Annotated in this window: 18 protein-coding genes and 1 rRNA gene; 17 read left to right on the top strand and 2 right to left on the bottom strand. The window is 39.6% G+C overall.

Translation table 11 applies throughout. From position 1 onward, the window contains the following. The first annotated feature begins 59 nt into the window (after positions 1 to 59). From AC1D7X_RS25225 to ligA, 16 genes are all read left to right on the top strand, one after another. The gene (locus AC1D7X_RS25225) at positions 60 to 473 is read left to right on the top strand and encodes a sugar 3,4-ketoisomerase (RefSeq protein ID WP_495458717.1); all 414 of its coding nucleotides are present in this window, start codon (positions 60 to 62) and stop codon (positions 471 to 473) included. After that, positions 470 to 1,024: an acyltransferase gene (locus AC1D7X_RS25220; protein WP_495458716.1), complete on the top strand. Its 555-nt coding sequence runs from the start codon at positions 470 to 472 to the stop codon at positions 1,022 to 1,024. The genes AC1D7X_RS25225 and AC1D7X_RS25220 overlap by 4 nt, the downstream gene beginning before the upstream one ends. 29 nt (positions 1,025 to 1,053) lie before the next feature. After that, positions 1,054 to 2,151, top strand: a complete 1,098-nt coding sequence (locus tag AC1D7X_RS25215) for a DegT/DnrJ/EryC1/StrS family aminotransferase (protein WP_495458715.1) — start codon at positions 1,054 to 1,056, stop codon at positions 2,149 to 2,151. Beyond that, on the top strand, positions 2,132 to 3,067 hold the full coding sequence (locus tag AC1D7X_RS25210) for a glycosyltransferase family 2 protein (RefSeq protein WP_495458714.1): 936 nt from the start codon (positions 2,132 to 2,134) through the stop codon (positions 3,065 to 3,067). Before AC1D7X_RS25215 ends, AC1D7X_RS25210 begins: the two co-directional genes overlap by 20 nt. Then, positions 3,018 to 3,422 (top strand): GtrA family protein, encoded by a 405-nt coding sequence (locus AC1D7X_RS25205; RefSeq protein WP_495458713.1) that lies wholly within the window; start codon positions 3,018 to 3,020, stop codon positions 3,420 to 3,422. The genes AC1D7X_RS25210 and AC1D7X_RS25205 overlap by 50 nt, the downstream gene beginning before the upstream one ends. 14 nt (positions 3,423 to 3,436) lie before the next feature. Beyond that, on the top strand, positions 3,437 to 4,180 hold the full coding sequence (locus AC1D7X_RS25200) for a sugar phosphate nucleotidyltransferase (RefSeq protein ID WP_495458712.1): 744 nt from the start codon (positions 3,437 to 3,439) through the stop codon (positions 4,178 to 4,180). 19 nt (positions 4,181 to 4,199) lie between these two features. Next, entirely contained in the window at positions 4,200 to 4,748 is a 549-nt protein-coding gene (gene rfbC / locus AC1D7X_RS25195; RefSeq protein WP_495458711.1) for a dTDP-4-dehydrorhamnose 3,5-epimerase, read from the top strand. Between the two features lie 15 nt (positions 4,749 to 4,763). Next, entirely contained in the window at positions 4,764 to 5,786 is a 1,023-nt protein-coding gene (rfbB, locus tag AC1D7X_RS25190) for a dTDP-glucose 4,6-dehydratase (protein WP_495458710.1), read from the top strand. Then, positions 5,783 to 6,646, top strand: coding sequence for a dTDP-4-dehydrorhamnose reductase (gene rfbD / locus AC1D7X_RS25185; protein ID WP_495458709.1), 864 nt, complete (start codon positions 5,783 to 5,785; stop codon positions 6,644 to 6,646). The genes rfbB and rfbD overlap by 4 nt, the downstream gene beginning before the upstream one ends. A 137-nt stretch (positions 6,647 to 6,783) precedes the next feature. Beyond that, a complete protein-coding gene (locus AC1D7X_RS25180) occupies positions 6,784 to 7,722 on the top strand; it encodes a glycosyltransferase family 2 protein (RefSeq protein ID WP_495476375.1) in 939 nt (312 codons plus the stop codon). An 86-nt stretch (positions 7,723 to 7,808) separates the two neighbouring features. Continuing rightward, positions 7,809 to 8,720: a glycosyltransferase family 2 protein gene (locus AC1D7X_RS25175; protein WP_495458707.1), complete on the top strand. Its 912-nt coding sequence runs from the start codon at positions 7,809 to 7,811 to the stop codon at positions 8,718 to 8,720. Next, the gene (locus AC1D7X_RS25170; RefSeq protein WP_495458706.1) at positions 8,717 to 10,123 is read left to right on the top strand and encodes an undecaprenyl-phosphate glucose phosphotransferase; all 1,407 of its coding nucleotides are present in this window, start codon (positions 8,717 to 8,719) and stop codon (positions 10,121 to 10,123) included. Before AC1D7X_RS25175 ends, AC1D7X_RS25170 begins: the two co-directional genes overlap by 4 nt. Positions 10,124 to 10,255: 132 nt before the next feature. Continuing rightward, positions 10,256 to 11,137: a phosphatidylinositol-specific phospholipase C/glycerophosphodiester phosphodiesterase family protein gene (locus AC1D7X_RS25165; RefSeq protein ID WP_495458705.1), complete on the top strand. Its 882-nt coding sequence runs from the start codon at positions 10,256 to 10,258 to the stop codon at positions 11,135 to 11,137. Positions 11,138 to 11,321: 184 nt separating this feature from the next. After that, positions 11,322 to 12,002 carry a heptaprenylglyceryl phosphate synthase gene (pcrB, locus tag AC1D7X_RS25160; RefSeq protein ID WP_495458728.1) on the top strand — a complete coding sequence of 227 codons (681 nt, stop codon included), beginning with the start codon at positions 11,322 to 11,324 and terminating at the stop codon, positions 12,000 to 12,002. Positions 12,003 to 12,315: 313 nt separating this feature from the next. Continuing rightward, on the top strand, positions 12,316 to 14,649 hold the full coding sequence (pcrA, locus tag AC1D7X_RS25155) for a DNA helicase PcrA (RefSeq protein ID WP_495476374.1): 2,334 nt from the start codon (positions 12,316 to 12,318) through the stop codon (positions 14,647 to 14,649). 43 nt (positions 14,650 to 14,692) lie between these two features. Further along, positions 14,693 to 16,705, top strand: a complete 2,013-nt coding sequence (gene ligA, locus AC1D7X_RS25150; RefSeq protein WP_495458702.1) for an NAD-dependent DNA ligase LigA — start codon at positions 14,693 to 14,695, stop codon at positions 16,703 to 16,705. A 144-nt stretch (positions 16,706 to 16,849) separates the two neighbouring features. On the opposite strand, the gene AC1D7X_RS25145 is transcribed toward ligA, so the two are convergent. Both AC1D7X_RS25145 and AC1D7X_RS25140 read right to left on the bottom strand, forming a co-directional pair. Further along, positions 16,850 to 17,470, bottom strand: a complete 621-nt coding sequence (locus AC1D7X_RS25145) for a molybdopterin-dependent oxidoreductase (protein ID WP_495476373.1) — start codon at positions 17,468 to 17,470, stop codon at positions 16,850 to 16,852. Positions 17,471 to 17,647: 177 nt separating this feature from the next. Continuing rightward, positions 17,648 to 18,100: a hypothetical protein gene (locus AC1D7X_RS25140; RefSeq protein ID WP_495476372.1), complete on the bottom strand. Its 453-nt coding sequence runs from the start codon at positions 18,098 to 18,100 to the stop codon at positions 17,648 to 17,650. Positions 18,101 to 18,521: 421 nt separating this feature from the next. Here AC1D7X_RS25140 and AC1D7X_RS25135 point away from each other — a divergent pair. Continuing rightward, a 16S ribosomal RNA gene (locus AC1D7X_RS25135) occupies positions 18,522 to 18,741 on the top strand; the annotation flags it as partial.

The raw sequence follows: 18,741 nt of genomic DNA, 5'->3' as shown, positions 1-18,741 counted from the left end.
GATTGCTAGTATTAATCTGTAAGAGAAAATGCATTCATATGTGAGGAGATAGTATGAGATTGAATACAATTAATATGGATAGCTCTCTATTGAGTATTGGTGTGTTAGGAGATAAACGCGGATATCTAACGGTAATAGAAGAAAATAACACAATTCCATTTGATATTAAAAGAGTATTTTACATCTATGGAACAATGGAGCAAGTTCGAAGAGGATATCATGCCCATTATAAAACGAGACAAGCTTTAGTATGTGTATCAGGTAATTGTAAAGTATATCTAGATAATACGAAGCGAAAAACGGATGTTCTACTAGATTCACAAACAAAAGTCCTTATTCTTGAACCAAATGACTGGCATGAAATGTATGACTTCTCGTCAGATTGTGTTCTTCTTGTGCTCGCTTCCCATCTATATGATTCAGAGGATTATATTCGTGATTACGATAAATTTATTGAGGTGTATGGCTCATGAGTAAATATTTCATTCATTCCCAGGCTATTGTTGAAACAGATAATATAGGAGAAGATACTCGAGTATGGGCATTTGCTCATATTTTACCGGGTGCTGTACTAGGTTCGAATTGTAATGTGAATGACCATACCTTTATTGAAAATGATGTGATTATAGGGGACAATGTTACAGTCAAATCAGGCGTTTATATATGGGATGGTTTGAGGATAAGTGATAATGTCTTTATTGGTCCTAATGTGACTTTTACTAATGATATGCGACCCCGCTCTAAGCAGTATCCGAGTACCTTTTTAAGCACTATTCTTGAAGAATGGTCTTCTATAGGTGCTAACGCAACGATTATAGCAGGCAATACAATAGGTAAGTATTCTATGATTGGTGCCGGTTCTCTTGTTGCAAAGAATGTTCCAAACAATACGTTATGGTATGGTAATCCTGCTGAATTCAAGGCGTATATTTGTAATTGCGGAGAGAAGCTAAATAAAGAATTTTTGTGTACAAGTTGCAATAAGCAATACTCTTTGAAAGATGGAAACATTGTTGAGTTGTAATAAAATTCAATAGAAATAGGTGGGTTAAAATGATCCCGTTCCTCGATCTGAAGAAAATCAATTTACGTCATGAAGAAGCTATATTAAATAGTGTCCATAAAGTTCTGCATTCGGGATGGTACATTTTGGGTGATGAAGTTAAAATATTTGAATCAGAGTTTGCGGATTTCTGTGGGACAAAATATGCTCTGGGTGTGGCTAACGGTTTGGATGCGTTAGAGTTGATTATAAGAGCATATGGTATTGGACCTGGAGATGAGGTGATTGTACCTTCTAACACGTACATTGCATCCATATTGTCTATTTCTGCTAATGGGGCTACGCCTGTGTTAGTAGAACCTAATATACTAACATATAATATCGACCCTGATAATATTGAGGCAAGCATCACTCCTAATACGAAAGCAATTCTGGTTGTACATCTATATGGGCAAGTATGTAATATGGCCCCGATTCAGAGTATTGCAGCGAAATACAATCTGAAAATAATAGAAGATTGTGCGCAAGCTCACGGGGCAGTTTACGCAAATCAAAAGGTAGGAGCTTTAGGGGATGCTGCTGCGTTTAGTTTTTATCCTGGTAAAAACCTAGGTGCATTAGGAGATGCGGGAGCAATTACCACGAGTGATGAAGATTTATATCAAAAGATTATTGCACTAAGAAACTATGGCTCTCATAAGAAATATGAGAATTTATTCAAAGGATATAATAGTAGATTAGATGAAATACAAGCGCCTATCTTGAGTGAGAAATTGAAATTCTTGGATGCGGATAATGATTACAGAAGAAGTATAGCAAACTATTACTTGAATAATATTCATAATGGGCATGTTGTATTACCTTATGTTGAAGAGAAATCTAAATCACATGTGTGGCATGTATTTGTAGTTAGAATATCAAATAGAAGTGATTTTATTAGTTATATGAATGATCACGGAATTCAAACTATGATTCACTATCCAATTCCTCCTCATAAGCAAGAAGCATATAAAGAGTGGAATGAATTAACTTTTCCTATATCCGAGAAGATTCATTTAGAAATAGTTAGTCTCCCAATAAGTCCGGTCATGGATATGGAAGATGTACAAAGAATCGTGGAGGTTGTGAATGAGTACAGACCGCATTAAATTATCTATTGTTGTTCCAGTGTACTATAACGAATTAAATATTCCACATACGATTCCAAGATTGCAGAACTTACAGAGTATTATGCCGGATTGTGATTTTGAATTTATTTTTGTAGATGATGGATCGAAGGATAATTCATTTCAGTTGTTAATAGAAGCTAGAGAACAAGATCCTAGGATAAAAGTCATTAAACTAAGCCGGAATTTTGGTTCAATGTCTGCGATACAAGCTGGTTTAGGATACACTACTGGCGATTGCGTTGGTATTATTGCTGCTGACTTACAAGATCCACCAGAATTATTTAAGGAGATGGTGGAACATTGGAAACTAGGAAAGAAGGTTATTCTTGCCACAAGGGCAGATCGTGAAGAATCTTTCTCTCAGAAAATGTTCTCTAATACCTATTATTATTTGCTGGAGAAACTGGCGTTAAAGGGTTATCCAAAAGGTGGATTTGACTTTTTATTGATTGATAAACAAGTTGTCCATGAAGTGGTTGAAATCCAAGAGAAGAACACAAACATCATGAGTCTCATTTATTGGTTAGGATATGATCAAGTACAAATCCCATATATAAGACAGGAAAGAAAGCTTGGGAAATCAAGGTGGACACTTTCCAAAAAGATAAAACTTTTTGTTGATTCTTTTATTAGTTTCTCATATTCACCTATTCGATTTATGTCCTTCATTGGATTTATAACAGCGATATTAAGTTTTTTGTATGGTGTTTTTGTTATAATGGGTGCTATATTCGGGTTTATAGAACTTCAAGGATGGACTACCATTATTGCTCTTATTACTTTTTTGTTAGGTATGATTATGATTATGTTAGGTATTATAGGTGAGTATCTTTGGAGGATATTAGATGAAAGTAGAGAACGACCATCCTACGTTATTGACAAAACTTTTAAGTAAGGAGTTCTTGAAATTTGTAATTAGTGGTGGGATTAATACATTAGTCACATATCTAGTCTATTTATTGCTTCTCATATTCTTGAATTACTCCTTATCTTATACAATCTCTTATGTAGCAGGGATATTTTTATCCTACTATTTAAATACAGTTTTTGTGTTTAAAGAAAAGGTCTCATTTAACAAATTTATAAAGTTTCCTATTGTGTATCTAGTTCAGTACTTAATTAACATCTTGATGTTGTATATTCTAGTTGAACATGTCCACTTATCAACTCAAATTGTTCCTTTAATTGTTATTGTAGTGACAATTCCTATAACATACACACTTTCTAAGCTAATTATTAAAAGTAAATGAATGGAGGCAACATAATGAAAGGCATAATTCTAGCAGGTGGTACAGGCTCTCGCCTCTATCCCTTAACCAAAGTTACTAATAAGCATCTTCTTCCTGTAGGTAAATACCCTATGATTTTTCATTCTGTGTATAAACTTAAGCAAGCAGGTATCGAGGATATTCTCATCGTCACAGGTAAAGATCATATGGGGGATGTAGTCAACCTTCTTGGTAGTGGTCGAGAAATGGGCGTTTGTTTTACATACAAGGTTCAGGATGAAGCTGGGGGCATTGCGCAAGCTCTTGATCTGGCCGAACATTTTGTTGGGGAAGATCAAATGATTGTTATCTTAGGAGATAATGTATTCGAAGATGATATCACTCCATATGTTCACAATTTCAAAGAACAGAAGAATGGTGCGAAGATCCTAATTCAGGAAGTACAAGATCCTAAGCGATTCGGGGTACCTGAACTTCAAGGAGAGCGGATTGTTTCTATTGAAGAGAAACCTGAAGAACCCAAATCAAATTATGCTGTAACAGGGATCTATATGTTTGATCATCAAGTATTTGATATTGTGAAAACTCTAAAACCTTCTAACCGAGGAGAATTGGAAATCACGGACGTGAATAATGCATATATTAAACGTAATGAGTTAACGTATGATATTCTTCAAGGTTGGTGGACGGATGCGGGTACACATGCCTCACTAGCCCGGGCTAACGAGTTATCGCAAAATTTGAATTTTGGAGAAGCATTCGGGAAATTAAAACTATAATATAAGGAGGAATTAAGTTATGAAAGTCACTCCTCTAAAATTACAGGGTGCAATTATAATAGAACCAGTTGTCCATGGAGATAGCCGTGGCTATTTCATGGAAAGTTATAATGATGCTCTATTGCAACAACATGGAATTAAATATGATTTTATCCAAGACAACCAATCTCTTTCGGCAGAACCAGGAGTTCTGCGAGGTCTTCACTATCAACTCAATCCTAAGGCTCAGACAAAGTTGATTCGTGTACTTTCGGGTGCCATTTATGATGTCATCGTGGATATCCGTCGTAATTCACCTACCTTTGGTCAATGGGTGGGGGTCATTTTAAGTGAACACAATCATCGTCAACTGTTAGTTCCGAAGGGCTTTGCTCACGGTTTCTGCACGTTGGTACAGAACACTCAAGTTTTCTACAAAGTAGATGAATATTATTCGCCGGAAAATGATCGCGGCATACTATGGAATGATCCAGTATTAAATATTGATTGGCCGACATCAAGTCCAATACTTTCGGATAAAGATCAACGTCATCCGCTACTTCAAGATGCGGAACTTAATTTTGAGTAGGGGGTATATCATTTTATGAAACTATTAGTTACTGGTGGTGCCGGATTTATTGGTAGCAATTTCGTTATATACATGCTGCAACAGCATCCTAATTACCAGATTGTAAATCTTGATGCGTTGACTTACGCAGGAAATCTAGAAAATCTTAAATCTATAGAAGATCATCCGAATTACACCTTTGTCAAAGCAGATATTACAGATGCAAAGGCAATTGATCAAATCTTCCAGCAAGGTATCGATGTGGTCGTTAACTTTGCTGCGGAGTCGCATGTAGACCGGAGTATCTTGGAGCCAGAAGTGTTTGTGAAGACCAATGTGTTGGGTACACAGGTTCTACTTGATGCTTCTAAGAAGTATGGCGTGACAAAGTATGTACAAGTATCTACGGATGAAGTCTATGGTTCACTTGGAGAAACGGGTCTATTTATGGAGAGTACGCCTTTAGAGCCTAATAGTCCATATTCTGCAAGTAAGGCTGGAGGAGACCTGTTGGTTCGTGCATACCATGAGACATTTGGACTACCTGTGAATATCACTCGTTGTTCTAATAACTATGGACCTTACCAGTTCCCTGAGAAGCTTATCCCATTGATTATATCTCGTGCACTGAATGATCAGGCTTTACCTATTTATGGTGATGGGCTGAATATTCGCGATTGGCTTTATGTTGAAGATCACTGTAGTGCCATTGATCTTGTCATTCATGAAGGACGTGTGGGTGAAGTGTACAATATTGGTGGTAACAATGAACGTACGAATCTTCATATTGTAAAGACGATCCTACAGGAGTTAAATAAACCTGAATCTCTCATTACTTATGTTGAGGATCGATTAGGCCATGATCGTCGTTATGGAATAGACCCTACGAAGCTAACAGAAGAGTTAGGTTGGAAGCCGAAGCATAATTTCGAGACGGGTATTAAAGAGACGATCCAATGGTATTTGAATAATAAAGATTGGATGACTCGTATTCAATCAGGTGAATACCAACAATATCAGATCACACAGTATGGAGAACGCCTAGGAGATTCACTATGAAAGTAATTGTGACAGGGGCAACAGGACAATTGGGGACAGATGTCGTTCATAACCTTCGTAGCAACGGTCATGATGTACTGGCATGCGATCGTAACGAGATGGATATTACAGATTTGGCTCAATGCCAACGGGTGATTGGTCAATATCAACCGGATGTCGTTATCCATTGCGCAGCATACACAGCAGTTGATGCTGCTGAGACCGATATAGACGGTGCTTATAAGGTGAATGCCGTAGGTACGAGAAATATAGCGGTAGCTGCTGAAAGCATCGGATCGAAACTGATCTATATCAGTACCGATTATGTATTTGATGGGACTAGTATAGAGCCATACCAAGAGTATGATAATACCAATCCTCAAAGTATTTATGGGAAGTCAAAGCGTGCTGGCGAGGTGTTAGTTCAAAGCTTATCTTCGCGATTTTTTATCGTTAGGACCTCATGGGTTTACGGTATACATGGAAATAATTTTGTCAAAACAATGTTGCGTTTAGGGCAAGAGAAGCCCTCTCTTAAAGTCGTACATGACCAGAAGGGTTCTCCAACCTATACAGTTGATTTAGCCAACTTCTTAATAGAAATTATGGAAACTGAGAAATATGGCATTTATCACGCATCCAATAGTGATACATGTACATGGTATGAGTTTACACAGGCGATTTTTGAAGAGGCTCGTCAGTTAGGACTTAACATTATTGCCAATCCAGAACCTTGTTCGACAGCTGAATTCCCACGTCCAGCTCATCGACCAGCTAATTCGGTGATGGAACATCTGTCCATCCGAACGAATGGTTTCAAGGATTTACGTCCTTGGGGAGAAGGGTTAAAGGATTTCCTTATAGAATTTACTTCTAAATAAATAATAGTATCTGAGTCTCTCGATCAAGATGAATTGATCGAGGTTTTTTTTGTACAGAACAAAACATCTAATTTACTATCTTAAAAAATGGTATAATACAAGGCATTAACTGTTTTAGCTATGAAGGAGGTACAGGGTTGGAACAATTCAGAGTACAAGTGCTATTATCTACTTATAACGGTGAGAAATATATAGATGATCAATTGAAGAGTTTACTTTCACAGAAAAGCGTTGAACTCCATATTGTAATCCGCGATGATGGGTCGTCTGATGGTACTGTAGGGAAAATACATAAATACATGGCGCAATATCCAGACCAAATAAGTATGACTGAGAATGAGAATCTTGGAGTTGTAGGAAGCTTTTTTGATTTGATAGGCAGAGCCACAGATGGATATGATTACTATGCATTTTGTGACCAAGATGATGTATGGAACGATAACAAGCTAATAAAGGGAATATCTCTTCTAACTCAGAAGAGGCAAGGACAACCATTAATGTATTGTGCAGCGACGCAAATGGTAGATCAGAGCTTAGCGCCTATAAATATTTGGCCTAATTTCCCGGAAAAACCACTCTCTCTCTATAATGCATTAATCGAAAATGTATGTGTCGGTTGTACAATGATTATCAACAAAGAGGCTTTGAATATTGTGCGTTGTAATACCCCATGTAATTTAGAGAATGTTATTATGCACGATTGGTGGATTTATTTAGTCGTGTCTACTTTTGGAGAAGTCGTGTTTGATTCGGAACCTAGCATTCTTTACCGTCAGCATCAATCCAATGCCCTAGGTGGGTCGACAGATGGGTGGATGGAGAAATGGAAGAAGCGATCTCGGAGATTTCTGAATGGACAGAATCATTATATCCTTAGTAATCAAGCTAAGGAATTTAAGACGGTATATACACAATTAATGGACTTTAAACAAAGAAATGAAGTTAATGAACTTATACGAATACAACAACAAAACGTAGTTAAGCGCGTTATATATATATTGAAGACTCCCTTTTATAGACAATCACGCATTGATAACATCGTTTTTAAAATTGTCTTTATAGCAGGCAAGTTCTAATATTCTATATTTCTCCTGATTTATCCCACCTATGTTATAATAATGTCGATAGATTACTATTTTTGTCAGGAAGAAGTGTTTTGAACATGGATTTAAGTATTTTGATAGTTAATTACAATACATGCAAGCTTACAATGGACTGTCTGCAGTCCGTATTTGCCTCAAATACAGGTTATACCTATGAAGTGATAGTCATAGATAATCACTCTAGTGATACATCTATTGAGAGCATTTCGGTAGAGTACCCTCAAGTGACACTAATCGCTAACGATGAGAATACGGGTTTTGCAAAAGCAAACAATCAAGGGATGGAGATAGCCAAAGGGAGACATATCTTACTCCTTAATTCTGATACAATAATTCATGAGGATACGATCCAGACGATGATTTCATTTATGGATGAGAACCCTACCATAGGAGCCTCGGGATGCAAAGTTATTTTACCAAATGGTTCGCTAGATAAGGCATGCAAACGTGGATTCCCGACGCCATCAGCGTCTTTTTATTATGCATTTGGTTTATCTAAGTTATTCCCGGATCGTCCGAAGTATAATCAGTATCAATTGGGGCATCTCGATCCAGATGAAGAGTATCCAGTGGATTGTTTGGTTGGTGCCTTTATGTTGGTTAGAAGTGAGAGCATAGAACAGGTAGGAGGACTGGATGAGACCTTCTTCATGTATGGTGAGGATATTGATTGGTGTTATCGGATCAAACAAGCGGGGTGGGGTATTTATTATTACCCTCGTACAACAATTGTTCATTACAAGGGGGGAAGCGCACGTCGCAGACCCACTCGTATCATTTATGAATTTCATCGTGCCATGGCAGTGTTTCATCATAAACATTACAAAGACCAATACTTTTGGGGTGTTAACGGCGTTATATATATGGGTATAGGTTTGAAATTTACGATGGCTTATCTTAAGAACAAGCTTACTAGTAGATCGAAGCCTGTTTCGAAACCCGAAGACAATCAGGTGGAGGTGAGGTCGTGATCCGGAGAAGTCAAGGATTATTGACTCAATTATATATTTTAACGGATTTCGCTGTGGTGCAATTGTCATTCCTGCTTGCATGGTGGCTTAAATTTGAAAGCGGCTGGGTTCCTTATGAGACTCCGATGCCTATAGAGAATTATTTCCTTTGGAGTCTGGTCTACGGTGCGATTGCCATAGTAACAGGTGTTGTAATAACACTCTATTCTCCGAAGAGAAAGAAAAGATTTGCAGATGAACTTTTTAAAGTCATACAAGTCCACTTTATCAGTTTATTTGTCTTGATTAGTATTATGTTTGTCATAAAAGAAATTGATATTTCCCGTGTATATTTAGCTTTTTATCTGGCTTTTAATATCTTACTTATAATATTATATCGTTATGTTCTTAAAGCATCCCTTAAGCATTATCGTGAGAAAGGCTACAATCGACAATTTGTATTGATCGTAGGAGCAGGATCGCTAGGCAAACGCTTCTACAACAATCTGAGACAGTACCCCGAATTGGGGTATGAGGTCGTGGGTTTCTTAGATGATAATCAAGTGTGGGATAGCCTAGAGGAGCGACATTTCAAACCCATTCTTGGTAAATTGGATGATTTGGAGAATATACTTACTCAAGAACTCATAGATGATGTTGTTCTGGCCCTACCTCTTGATGCGCATTCAAAGTATACGGATATCATCGTTCAGTGTGAGAAGGCAGGCGTACGAACTCTTATTATTCCGGATTTCTATGATTACTTACCGGCACGACCTTATTTCGATAATTTTGCAGGAATGCCTATGATTAATGTAAGAGATATTCCGCTCGATGTGGCAGGAAATCGTTTGTTTAAGAGATTATTCGACATTATCTTTGCTCTTTTTGCCATTATTATAACTTCGCCAATTCTGTTGGCTGTAGCTATAGGTGTGAAATGTACCTCTCCGGGCCCAATCATATTTAGACAAGAACGCGTCGGGCTTAATCGTCGTAACTTCATGATGTATAAATTCAGGTCTATGAAGTTCCAGCCTAAGACCGTTGTGGATACGGGATGGACCACCGAGAATGATCCCAGACGAACCCGCTTCGGTACGTTCTTACGCTCGACTAGCTTAGATGAGTTACCTCAATTCTTTAATGTATTATTTGGACATATGAGTGTTGTTGGACCACGTCCGGAACGTCCCTATTATGTGGAACAGTTCCGTGATGAGATTCCTAAATATATGGTTAAACATCACGTGCGTCCAGGGATTACAGGGTTAGCGCAGAGCGAGGGCTTACGTGGCGATACATCTATTGAAGATCGGATTAGCCACGATATATTCTACATTGAGAATTGGACTATTCTGTTAGATGTCAAAATCATCATGAAGACGATTAGGAATGGATTTAAGAATACCAACGCCTATTGAGTGGGTATACCTAATCTGTACATAATGTTCCTCTTCAGTAGAGCAATCACTAATACCCCGTTTTGTCCTAGACAAGATGGGGTATTAGTATGTAGTGCACTTTGGCTAATGACTACAAAGGTTGTGATACTCATGAGAAAATTATTCGCGTTACTAATATTAGTGGGAATTGCGACTGGACTCATACTTACTTCTTCTAGAGGAGAATCTAGTGACAGTAGTCCTGCTCAATTTTCAGATTATAAACTCATCTCACATGCTATGGGTGGGATCCAGGATCAAGCGTATACGAATTCCTATGAAGCTTTTGTCGCGAATTATGAACAAGGGAATCGGGTATTTGAGGTAGACCTTTTATTGACGGAAGATCATCAAGTGGTAGCTCGACATGAATGGACACAAGCCATGACGAAGGAACTCGAACAAGAGGAGGAACTTCCTGAGGACCGTCAAGCTGTTCCGCTGACATCTAAGGAGTTTAAAGAAAGTGCTATTCTGGGGAAATTAACTCCGTTGGATTGGAGCGATATCCTCGATCTTATGGAAGAGTATCCAGACATCTATATAGTGACTGATACGAAGGAACAGAAACAGGAAGAACTATTAAGCAATATAGTGAAGGAAGCTAAAAAAAGACATAACCCTGATCTTTTCCAGCGAATCATTCCGCAGATTTATGACCAACCGATGTTGAAAACAGTACAAGGAGTTTATGACTTCCCATCGATCATTTATACATTATATGCTTCACAAGATACGGATGAAGAAGTCATTGATTTCGTGGAACAGAATAACATTACCGGCGTTACGATGCCAGAGAATCGCACAAATGAAGAGTTCATCTCTAAACTAAATGATGCAGGTGTGCTGACTTATGTACACACAATAAATAATATCGCTGATATGAAAAAGTATGAGAATATGGGCATCTATGGTTTTTATACGGATGATCTGTCAGAAATGGTTCTACAATCAGCGAGTACGAAAAAGTGGTATGTACTGGGTTCCAAATAGATATTATGCAAAATAAGATAATAAGTATGCCTACTCTCTCAGGAGTTTAGGCATATTTGCACGTGTTCATCGAACATAATAAAATGTTCGTATTCAATGCGAACAGATTGACACTACTCTCTTGCTGTCATAGACTAGATTTATAGCTTTATGAAGATTCGTGGAGGTATGAAAGTTGAAGGAAATGTTGAAGTCTTGGAGACATGTGTTTAAGCTTGATCCTGATCGTGAGATGGATGAACAGAGTTTGAATGCAGTATGTCTATCTGGTACGGATGCTATAATGGTAGGAGGCTCTACAGGAGTTACGTATGAGAATACGGTAGATCTATTATCACGTATACGACGGTATGAATTACCATGTGTACAGGAAGTATCTGATATGGAAGCTATCGTCCCAGGATTTGACCTCTACATGATTCCGATGGTGCTGAATAGTTCTGATCCTTCATGGATTGTAGGACATCAACAGCAGGCCATAGATCGGTATGGTTATATGATTCCTTGGGAGTTGCTTGTAACGGAAGGTTATATTGTAATGAACCCCGACTCCGCCGTTGCACGACTTACAGGAGCTAACGCAAATCTGGATACATCAGGAACGATTGCGTACGCGCAAGTGGCAGACAGGCTTATGTCGTTACCCATCGTGTATTTGGAATACAGCGGTACTTTTGGAGATATGGAGACCGTAAGGGCGGTTCATCATAAACTAACCAATGCGCAATTGATCTATGGCGGAGGAATTAAAGACCTAAATACGGCAAAACAAGCAGCCGCAGTTAGTGATACGATAGTGGTTGGTAACATTCTTTATGAGGATTTAGAACAAGCATTACAGACAGTACAGGCTGTGAGGAAATAATTGTAGTATTAACGGCTCTAAATGGCATTAAGCAATAATCAGTGTTTGTTAAAAACAATGGTTGATGCAATTGATCATAGCTTCGGTGCCGGAATTGTCTTGAAAAAACGTAGTGGTCGCCTACAGGTTTTCCGTAGGAAAGCTACTTCGGAAGCATATGCTTTGACATTGGATTTCTACCGCTGAGGGGTTTATATATTATCAAGAAATCTGAGGGCAACAGCGATCGTAAGGACAATCCGTCACCGTAGAGGGGCATCACACACAATTTTTTCATCACCACAATACAGATATTTGGAAGGAGCATGCACGCATGCAACCTATTGATATACATGAAGCAATCAAACGACTCAATCCACCGCAGCAAGAAGCAGTGAAAGCCACAGACAAGCCACTTTTAATTATGGCAGGAGCGGGGAGCGGAAAGACGCGGGTGTTAACACACCGGATCGCGTACCTTATTGCAGAACGTAAAGCTCCACCTTGGGCCATTTTGGCGATTACGTTTACGAACAAAGCAGCACGTGAAATGCAAGATCGTGTATCGAAGCTAGTAGGGAGAGAAGGACGAGATATTTGGGTATCTACCTTTCACTCGATGTGCGTTCGTATTTTGCGTAAAGATATTGAACGGATTGGATTCTCATCAAGTTTTTCTATTCTAGATTCCACAGATCAATTATCTGTTATCCGTAGTTGCATGAAAGAATTAAATATCGATACGAAGAAATTCGAACCTAAAGCCATCCAATCGATAGTTAGTGCGGCTAAGAACGAGTTGTTATTACCAGATCAATTTGAACAGAAGGCATCAGACTATTTCGAAGAACTAGCAGCTAAAGTATATAAAATGTATCAAAGACGACTGAAGTTCAATAACTCGCTAGATTTTGATGATCTTATTATGACAACGATTCAGTTGTTTAGAGAAGTGCCTGAAGTACTCGATTTTTATCAGAAAAAATTTCAATATATCCACGTTGACGAATATCAGGATACCAACCGTGCACAGTATATGTTATGTCGTATGTTGGCCGAAGGTCATAAGCGTATTTGTGTAGTAGGAGATAGTGATCAATCCATCTACCGCTGGCGTGGTGCAGATATCAGTAATATCTTGAATTTCGAGAAGGACTATCCTGAAGCACAGACGATTTTCTTGGAACAGAACTATCGATCAACTTCGAATATTCTGAACGCAGCGAATGAAGTCATTAATCTGAACACCGGCCGGAAACCGAAGAAGTTGTGGACCGACAAAGGAGAAGGCGCCAAGATTAAAGTATATCGTGCCAACTCGGAACATGATGAAGGATACTTTGTTACCTCAGAGATCAGTAAGAATGTGAAAGAAGGACAATCGTACCAGAATCATGCGATCCTTTATCGTACGAATGCACAGTCTCGTGTTATAGAAGAAATTCTAATCAAATCAGATATACCTTATCAGATTGTAGGCGGCATTAAGTTCTATGATCGTAAAGAAATTAAAGATCTTCTAGGATATTTAAAGCTATTATCAAATCCTGATGATGATATCAGTTTAACTAGAATTATTAATGTACCGAAGAGAGCAATTGGGGATACGACAGTAGCTAAGTTGGCAGCAGCAGCTTCAGAACGAGGTACTTCTATTTTCCGTGTGTTGCAATATGTGGACGATTTAGGTTTTGCAGGTCGGACCCGAGATGCGCTGGTAGGATTCTACGATATGATTGAGTCATTACATCGAATGGTAGATTTTTTATCGGTGACCGAATTAACAGAGAAGATTCTGGAGTTATCCAAATATCGTATAGAACTCGAAGCTGAGAAGACCATTGAGTCTCGTTCCCGCTTAGAGAATATTGATGAGTTCTTGTCTGTAACAATGGAATTTGAGAAGAATAATGAAGATAAGACGTTAGTCTCTTTTCTAACAGATCTGGCTTTGATTGCAGACATCGATAGTGTGAATGACGATCCAGAAGAACAAACGGATTCCGTTACCCTGATGACCATGCATAGTGCAAAAGGGTTGGAGTTCCCTGTTGTCTTCATCGTCGGAATGGAAGAAGGGGTATTCCCTCACAGTCGTGCATTCTCTGATAATGAAGAGTTGGAAGAAGAACGTCGCCTTGCTTATGTAGGGATTACACGTGCTGAGAAGCAGCTATTTCTCTCTTGCGCACAGATGCGTACCTTGTTTGGACGGACGACTGCGAATAAACCCTCTCGCTTTTTAGAGGAAATCCCGGATGAACTTAAAGAAGACACTGTGATGACACGGGATCGTGATCGATATCAGCGTGGAGGTACTAGTGGTGGCTCTTATGGAGGGCGTAGTTTAGGGAACGGTGGAGGAAGCAACTTTGGTCGTAGTGGATCGAACTCCTCTCTTAGTGGATCTACCGCTTCAGCATCATCTTCACAAAGTCGCGTGACTGTTACTACATCTATGAAGGCAAATACCGCTCCAGACGGAAGTGCCTCTGATCCAACTGCGCTCAAGGCAGGAGATAAGGTGTCCCATGGTAAATGGGGTGTCGGTGTAATTGTCTCTATAAAAGGTAGCGGGAATGATACGGAGTTACAGATTGCTTTTCCAGCACCTGTGGGTGTGAAACGCTTGTTAGCGGGATTTGCACCGATTACCAAGGTGGAGTAACAAGAGCACGAATTACAATTGAATGACGGAGGGATACGCCCGCATGGATTCGATGCATACCATGGAGCAGCTCGTAGCTGAGCTTAACAAGTATAATTATCATTACTATACAATGGACACACCTCTCGTAAGTGATAAGGAGTATGACGTTCTATATGATCAGTTGGTACAGTTAGAGAAGGACAGTGGCATGATACTTCCTGATTCACCAACACAGAGAGTAGGAGGAGAGCTACTCAAAGGCTTCGAGCCTCATCGTCATCTCTCACCGCTCTGGAGTCTGGATAAGGCTCAGAACATTGACCAACTTCGTAGTTGGAATAACCGGGTCATCAAACTAGTCACAGATTATAACAGCAAGAACCCTGACAAACCTTTGCCCAATCCATGTTACGCTGTTGAACTGAAGTTCGATGGATTGACGCTTAATCTGACTTATCAGGACGGAAGATTAGTTCAGGCAGCGACTCGTGGAAATGGCGTTGTGGGTGAAGGGATTCTTGCTCAGGTCAAGACGATCAAATCAGTGCCGCTTACGATTCCATTCTCAGAGGGAACGATTGAAGTTCAAGGTGAAGGTATTATGAATTTATCCGTCTTGAGCGATTATAATCTAACGGCGGCTGAGCCACTTAAGAATGCGCGTAATGCTGCAGCGGGGGCACTTCGTAACTTGAACCCGAAGGCAACGGCCTCTCGTCGATTAAGTGCCTATTTCTACAATGTAGGGTATAGCGACACCACTACGTTTGATAGCCATCAAGAAATGATGGACTACTTACACAAGAATCAATTTAAGGTCAATCCATTTATTACGTACTTCGAGAACTTCGATGATGTTACGGAAGAATTGGCGAAGATCGTAGAACGCCGTGCAGGTCTGGATTACCTTATTGATGGAGCAGTTATAAAAATTGTTGATATGGAAACAAGAGGTGTACTCGGATACACAGATAAATTCCCAAGATGGGCTGTTGCATATAAGTTTGAAGCCGAAGAGACGACTACGGTATTGCAATCTGTATCATGGGAAGTAGGTCGTACCGGTAAAATCACGCCAGTAGCTCGAGTAGAAGCAGTTGAACTTGCAGGAGTTACGGTGCAGAACTGTACGTTGAACAATATCGGAGATATTGAACGTAAGAACTTGAAGCATGCCTTAGGTGCTAGAGTGTTTATTCGCCGATCCAATGACGTTATTCCAGAGATTCTGGGTAAGGTAACCGAAGAGAGTGATGGGGAAGAGATTGTGTTCCCGACACATTGTCCTTCATGTGGGTTTCCATTGGAGCAGAAGGGTGCGCATCTATTCTGTCACAACAGCCTTGATTGTAAGCCACAATTAATTGGCCGAATTACTCATTTTGCCTCTCGTGATGCGATGGACATCGACACGTTTAGTGTTATGACTGCTGAACAACTGAACACGGAATTGGATGTACGCGAACCTGCAGACCTGTATACGTTGACCTTTGAAGATCTAGTTAAGTTAGATCGATTCGGGGAGAAAAAGGCGAATAATCTGCTGCAAGCCCTAGAGAAGAGCAAAGAACGTGACCTTGCTTCATTTCTTTATGCATTAGGTATCCCTAATACGGGTAAAGCGACAACCCGAATGTTGGCTGAACATTATCGTGAATTACAGGCGGTAATGGAAGCGACGGTTGAGGAATTAGTGGTATTACCGGACGTTGGCGGAATCGTAGCTGAGAGTATCGTGAACTTTTTTGCGGATCCTTTTATGCAAGCGGGGATTAATCGGATGCTCGCATTAGGCGTTCAAGCGAAAGCGCCTGAGGCACCACGAGTTATCAAAAGCGATTCATTCTTTAGTGGGAAGACGGTTGTATTAACAGGTACGCTACACCAGTTAACCAGGGATGAAGCCGCGGATAAGCTAGAAGCGTTGGGCGCAAAAGTTACAGGTAGTGTATCAGCTAAGACGGACCTCGTTATTGCTGGGGAGAAGGCAGGTAGTAAACTCGCCAAAGCCCAAAAGCTTGGTATTCATGTGATCGAAGATGAGGATGAGTTTATTCGCCTATTGGAGATATAGATATATAACAATGCAGTAGCCCTGAATGTTGAAGAGGCTACTGCATTTTTTTAGTATAAAAGAGTATTTAACAGTTCGCTGTCCTGATTAGTAATCATCTCCATAGAGATAGGTACTGTTTATTTGGGGATTACCATGTGGCGTTTAATAGGGTATTTTATTTGACCTAGATACCCAGGCATCTTTGTCATATCCTCGTTCTTCCCAGTAACCGGTGTAATCACCTTGGATTAATTCAATTCGGTTTAACCATTTCACAGACTTATATGCAAACATGCGGGGTACGATTAGGCGGACTGGACCTCCATAATCAGCAGGAATAACTTCACCGTCATGAAGAACAGCGACGAGTACATCATCCATTTGCGCTTGTGTTAGTGTTAGTGAATCGGTATATACCCCATCACCCGAGTAGAATTTAACGGTAGTTGCCTCTAATTTAATGCCAGCTTCTTTCAAAAAGGTTCTAAGTGGAATGCCCTCCCAAGTATTCTTATATACTGACCACCCCGTAACGCAATGGAAGTCACTTACTTGGACAGTACGACTTAACGCAACGAATTGTTCCCAATTCCAAGTCGAAGGATGATCAACTAAGCCATCTATCGTAAAAGACCAATTGCTGTTATTAAAAGTCGGGATTGGTGTAACTGTGTACACTCTGAAGTCACCTTGGGCTCCACCACCGATAGGAGGCAGTGAAGATACAGCAGGTTGTGGTGCAGGAACTAGATTGTTAGGGTTAGAGCTAAGAGCGTCTTTCATACTTTGACCAGCACCAAGACTGTGACTGACCCATTTGATAAAAGAAGGACCCAACGTCACGGCAACGCCAATGCCAACGATGGACTTAATAAATGCGCGACGAGTATATAAGGGTTGTGAGGAGCTGGGAATCTGAGTCTGTTGTTTGGATCCTGTTTTTACGCTTCTTTTCTCAGGTTACTTAAGCCATCGAGTGCGTGTGATGGAATGATAAATGATATACGGTAGTCCAATCCAAGTGAGTAGATCATGAACAAGAAGTGCAGAGTTCACCCAACTCGGATCGAATGCACGAATTTGCCACAGGATAATCCCTGAACCAATCCAACCTATTAGTAAAGTTAGAACAAATATTACGTTGAACTTTTGCCATGGCTTTCCTCGGAGTTGTCTCCAATGTTTCTTCACAAGTAGAAGGTAATATACGATGGGGATCAGGAGAACTAGGCCGACACCTACATGAAGCCATTTGAGCCATACGCGACCTTCGCCTAGGAATTCTCTCCAGAAGCTACTCGGTAGAATTAAACCGCTAAGAGCTAAAATAACTACAATCCATGCATTCCAATAATGAATAGAGGCTAGTTTCGGACCATAACCTTTAGTTGTTCTATTTAGCCACTCTTTCAATAGCGTTTCCCTCTTCTTTTTGAGTTGATTATACCTTTTTACAAGATGTTTTTGACATTGCTCCATTCTAATGAATAGAGACGAATTATAAAAAGATATGTTCACTCTTAGAAATGTAGAAAAAGAAGTTAAATAGTTTATGAAAAAAAGCTTGCATTATGTCGAATAACATGTTAAATTATTAAATGTCGCTTCAAGCAAACGACTTAACAAACTTCTAATCACCTGAAAAAAAGAGTTGACTTAGAAGAATGAAAATGATATGATTTAATTCCTGTGAAAAACATGAAGATGTTGATTACAGAGATTAATAAGTTCTTTGAAAACTGAACAAATGGATGATGTGAATTTTTTAAAATAAAGAACATTTATGTTCTTGTCAGTTTGTTTCAAAATGAGCATATCGCTCTTTCTAAATACCAATTTGGAGAGTTTGATCCTGGCTCAGGACGAACGCTGGCGGCGTGCCTAATACATGCAAGTCGAGCGGAGTTGTTTTGGAAGCTTGCTTCCAAAACGACTTAGCGGCGGACGGGTGAGTAACACGTAGGTAACCTGCCTGTAAGACTGGGATAACTACCGGAAACGGTAGCTAATACCGGATAATTTGTTTCCTCTCATGAGGAGACACTGAAAGGCGG

The organism is Paenibacillus sp. Y568 (assembly GCF_059445545.1).
This window is presented reverse-complemented; position numbering and strand designations above follow the sequence as displayed.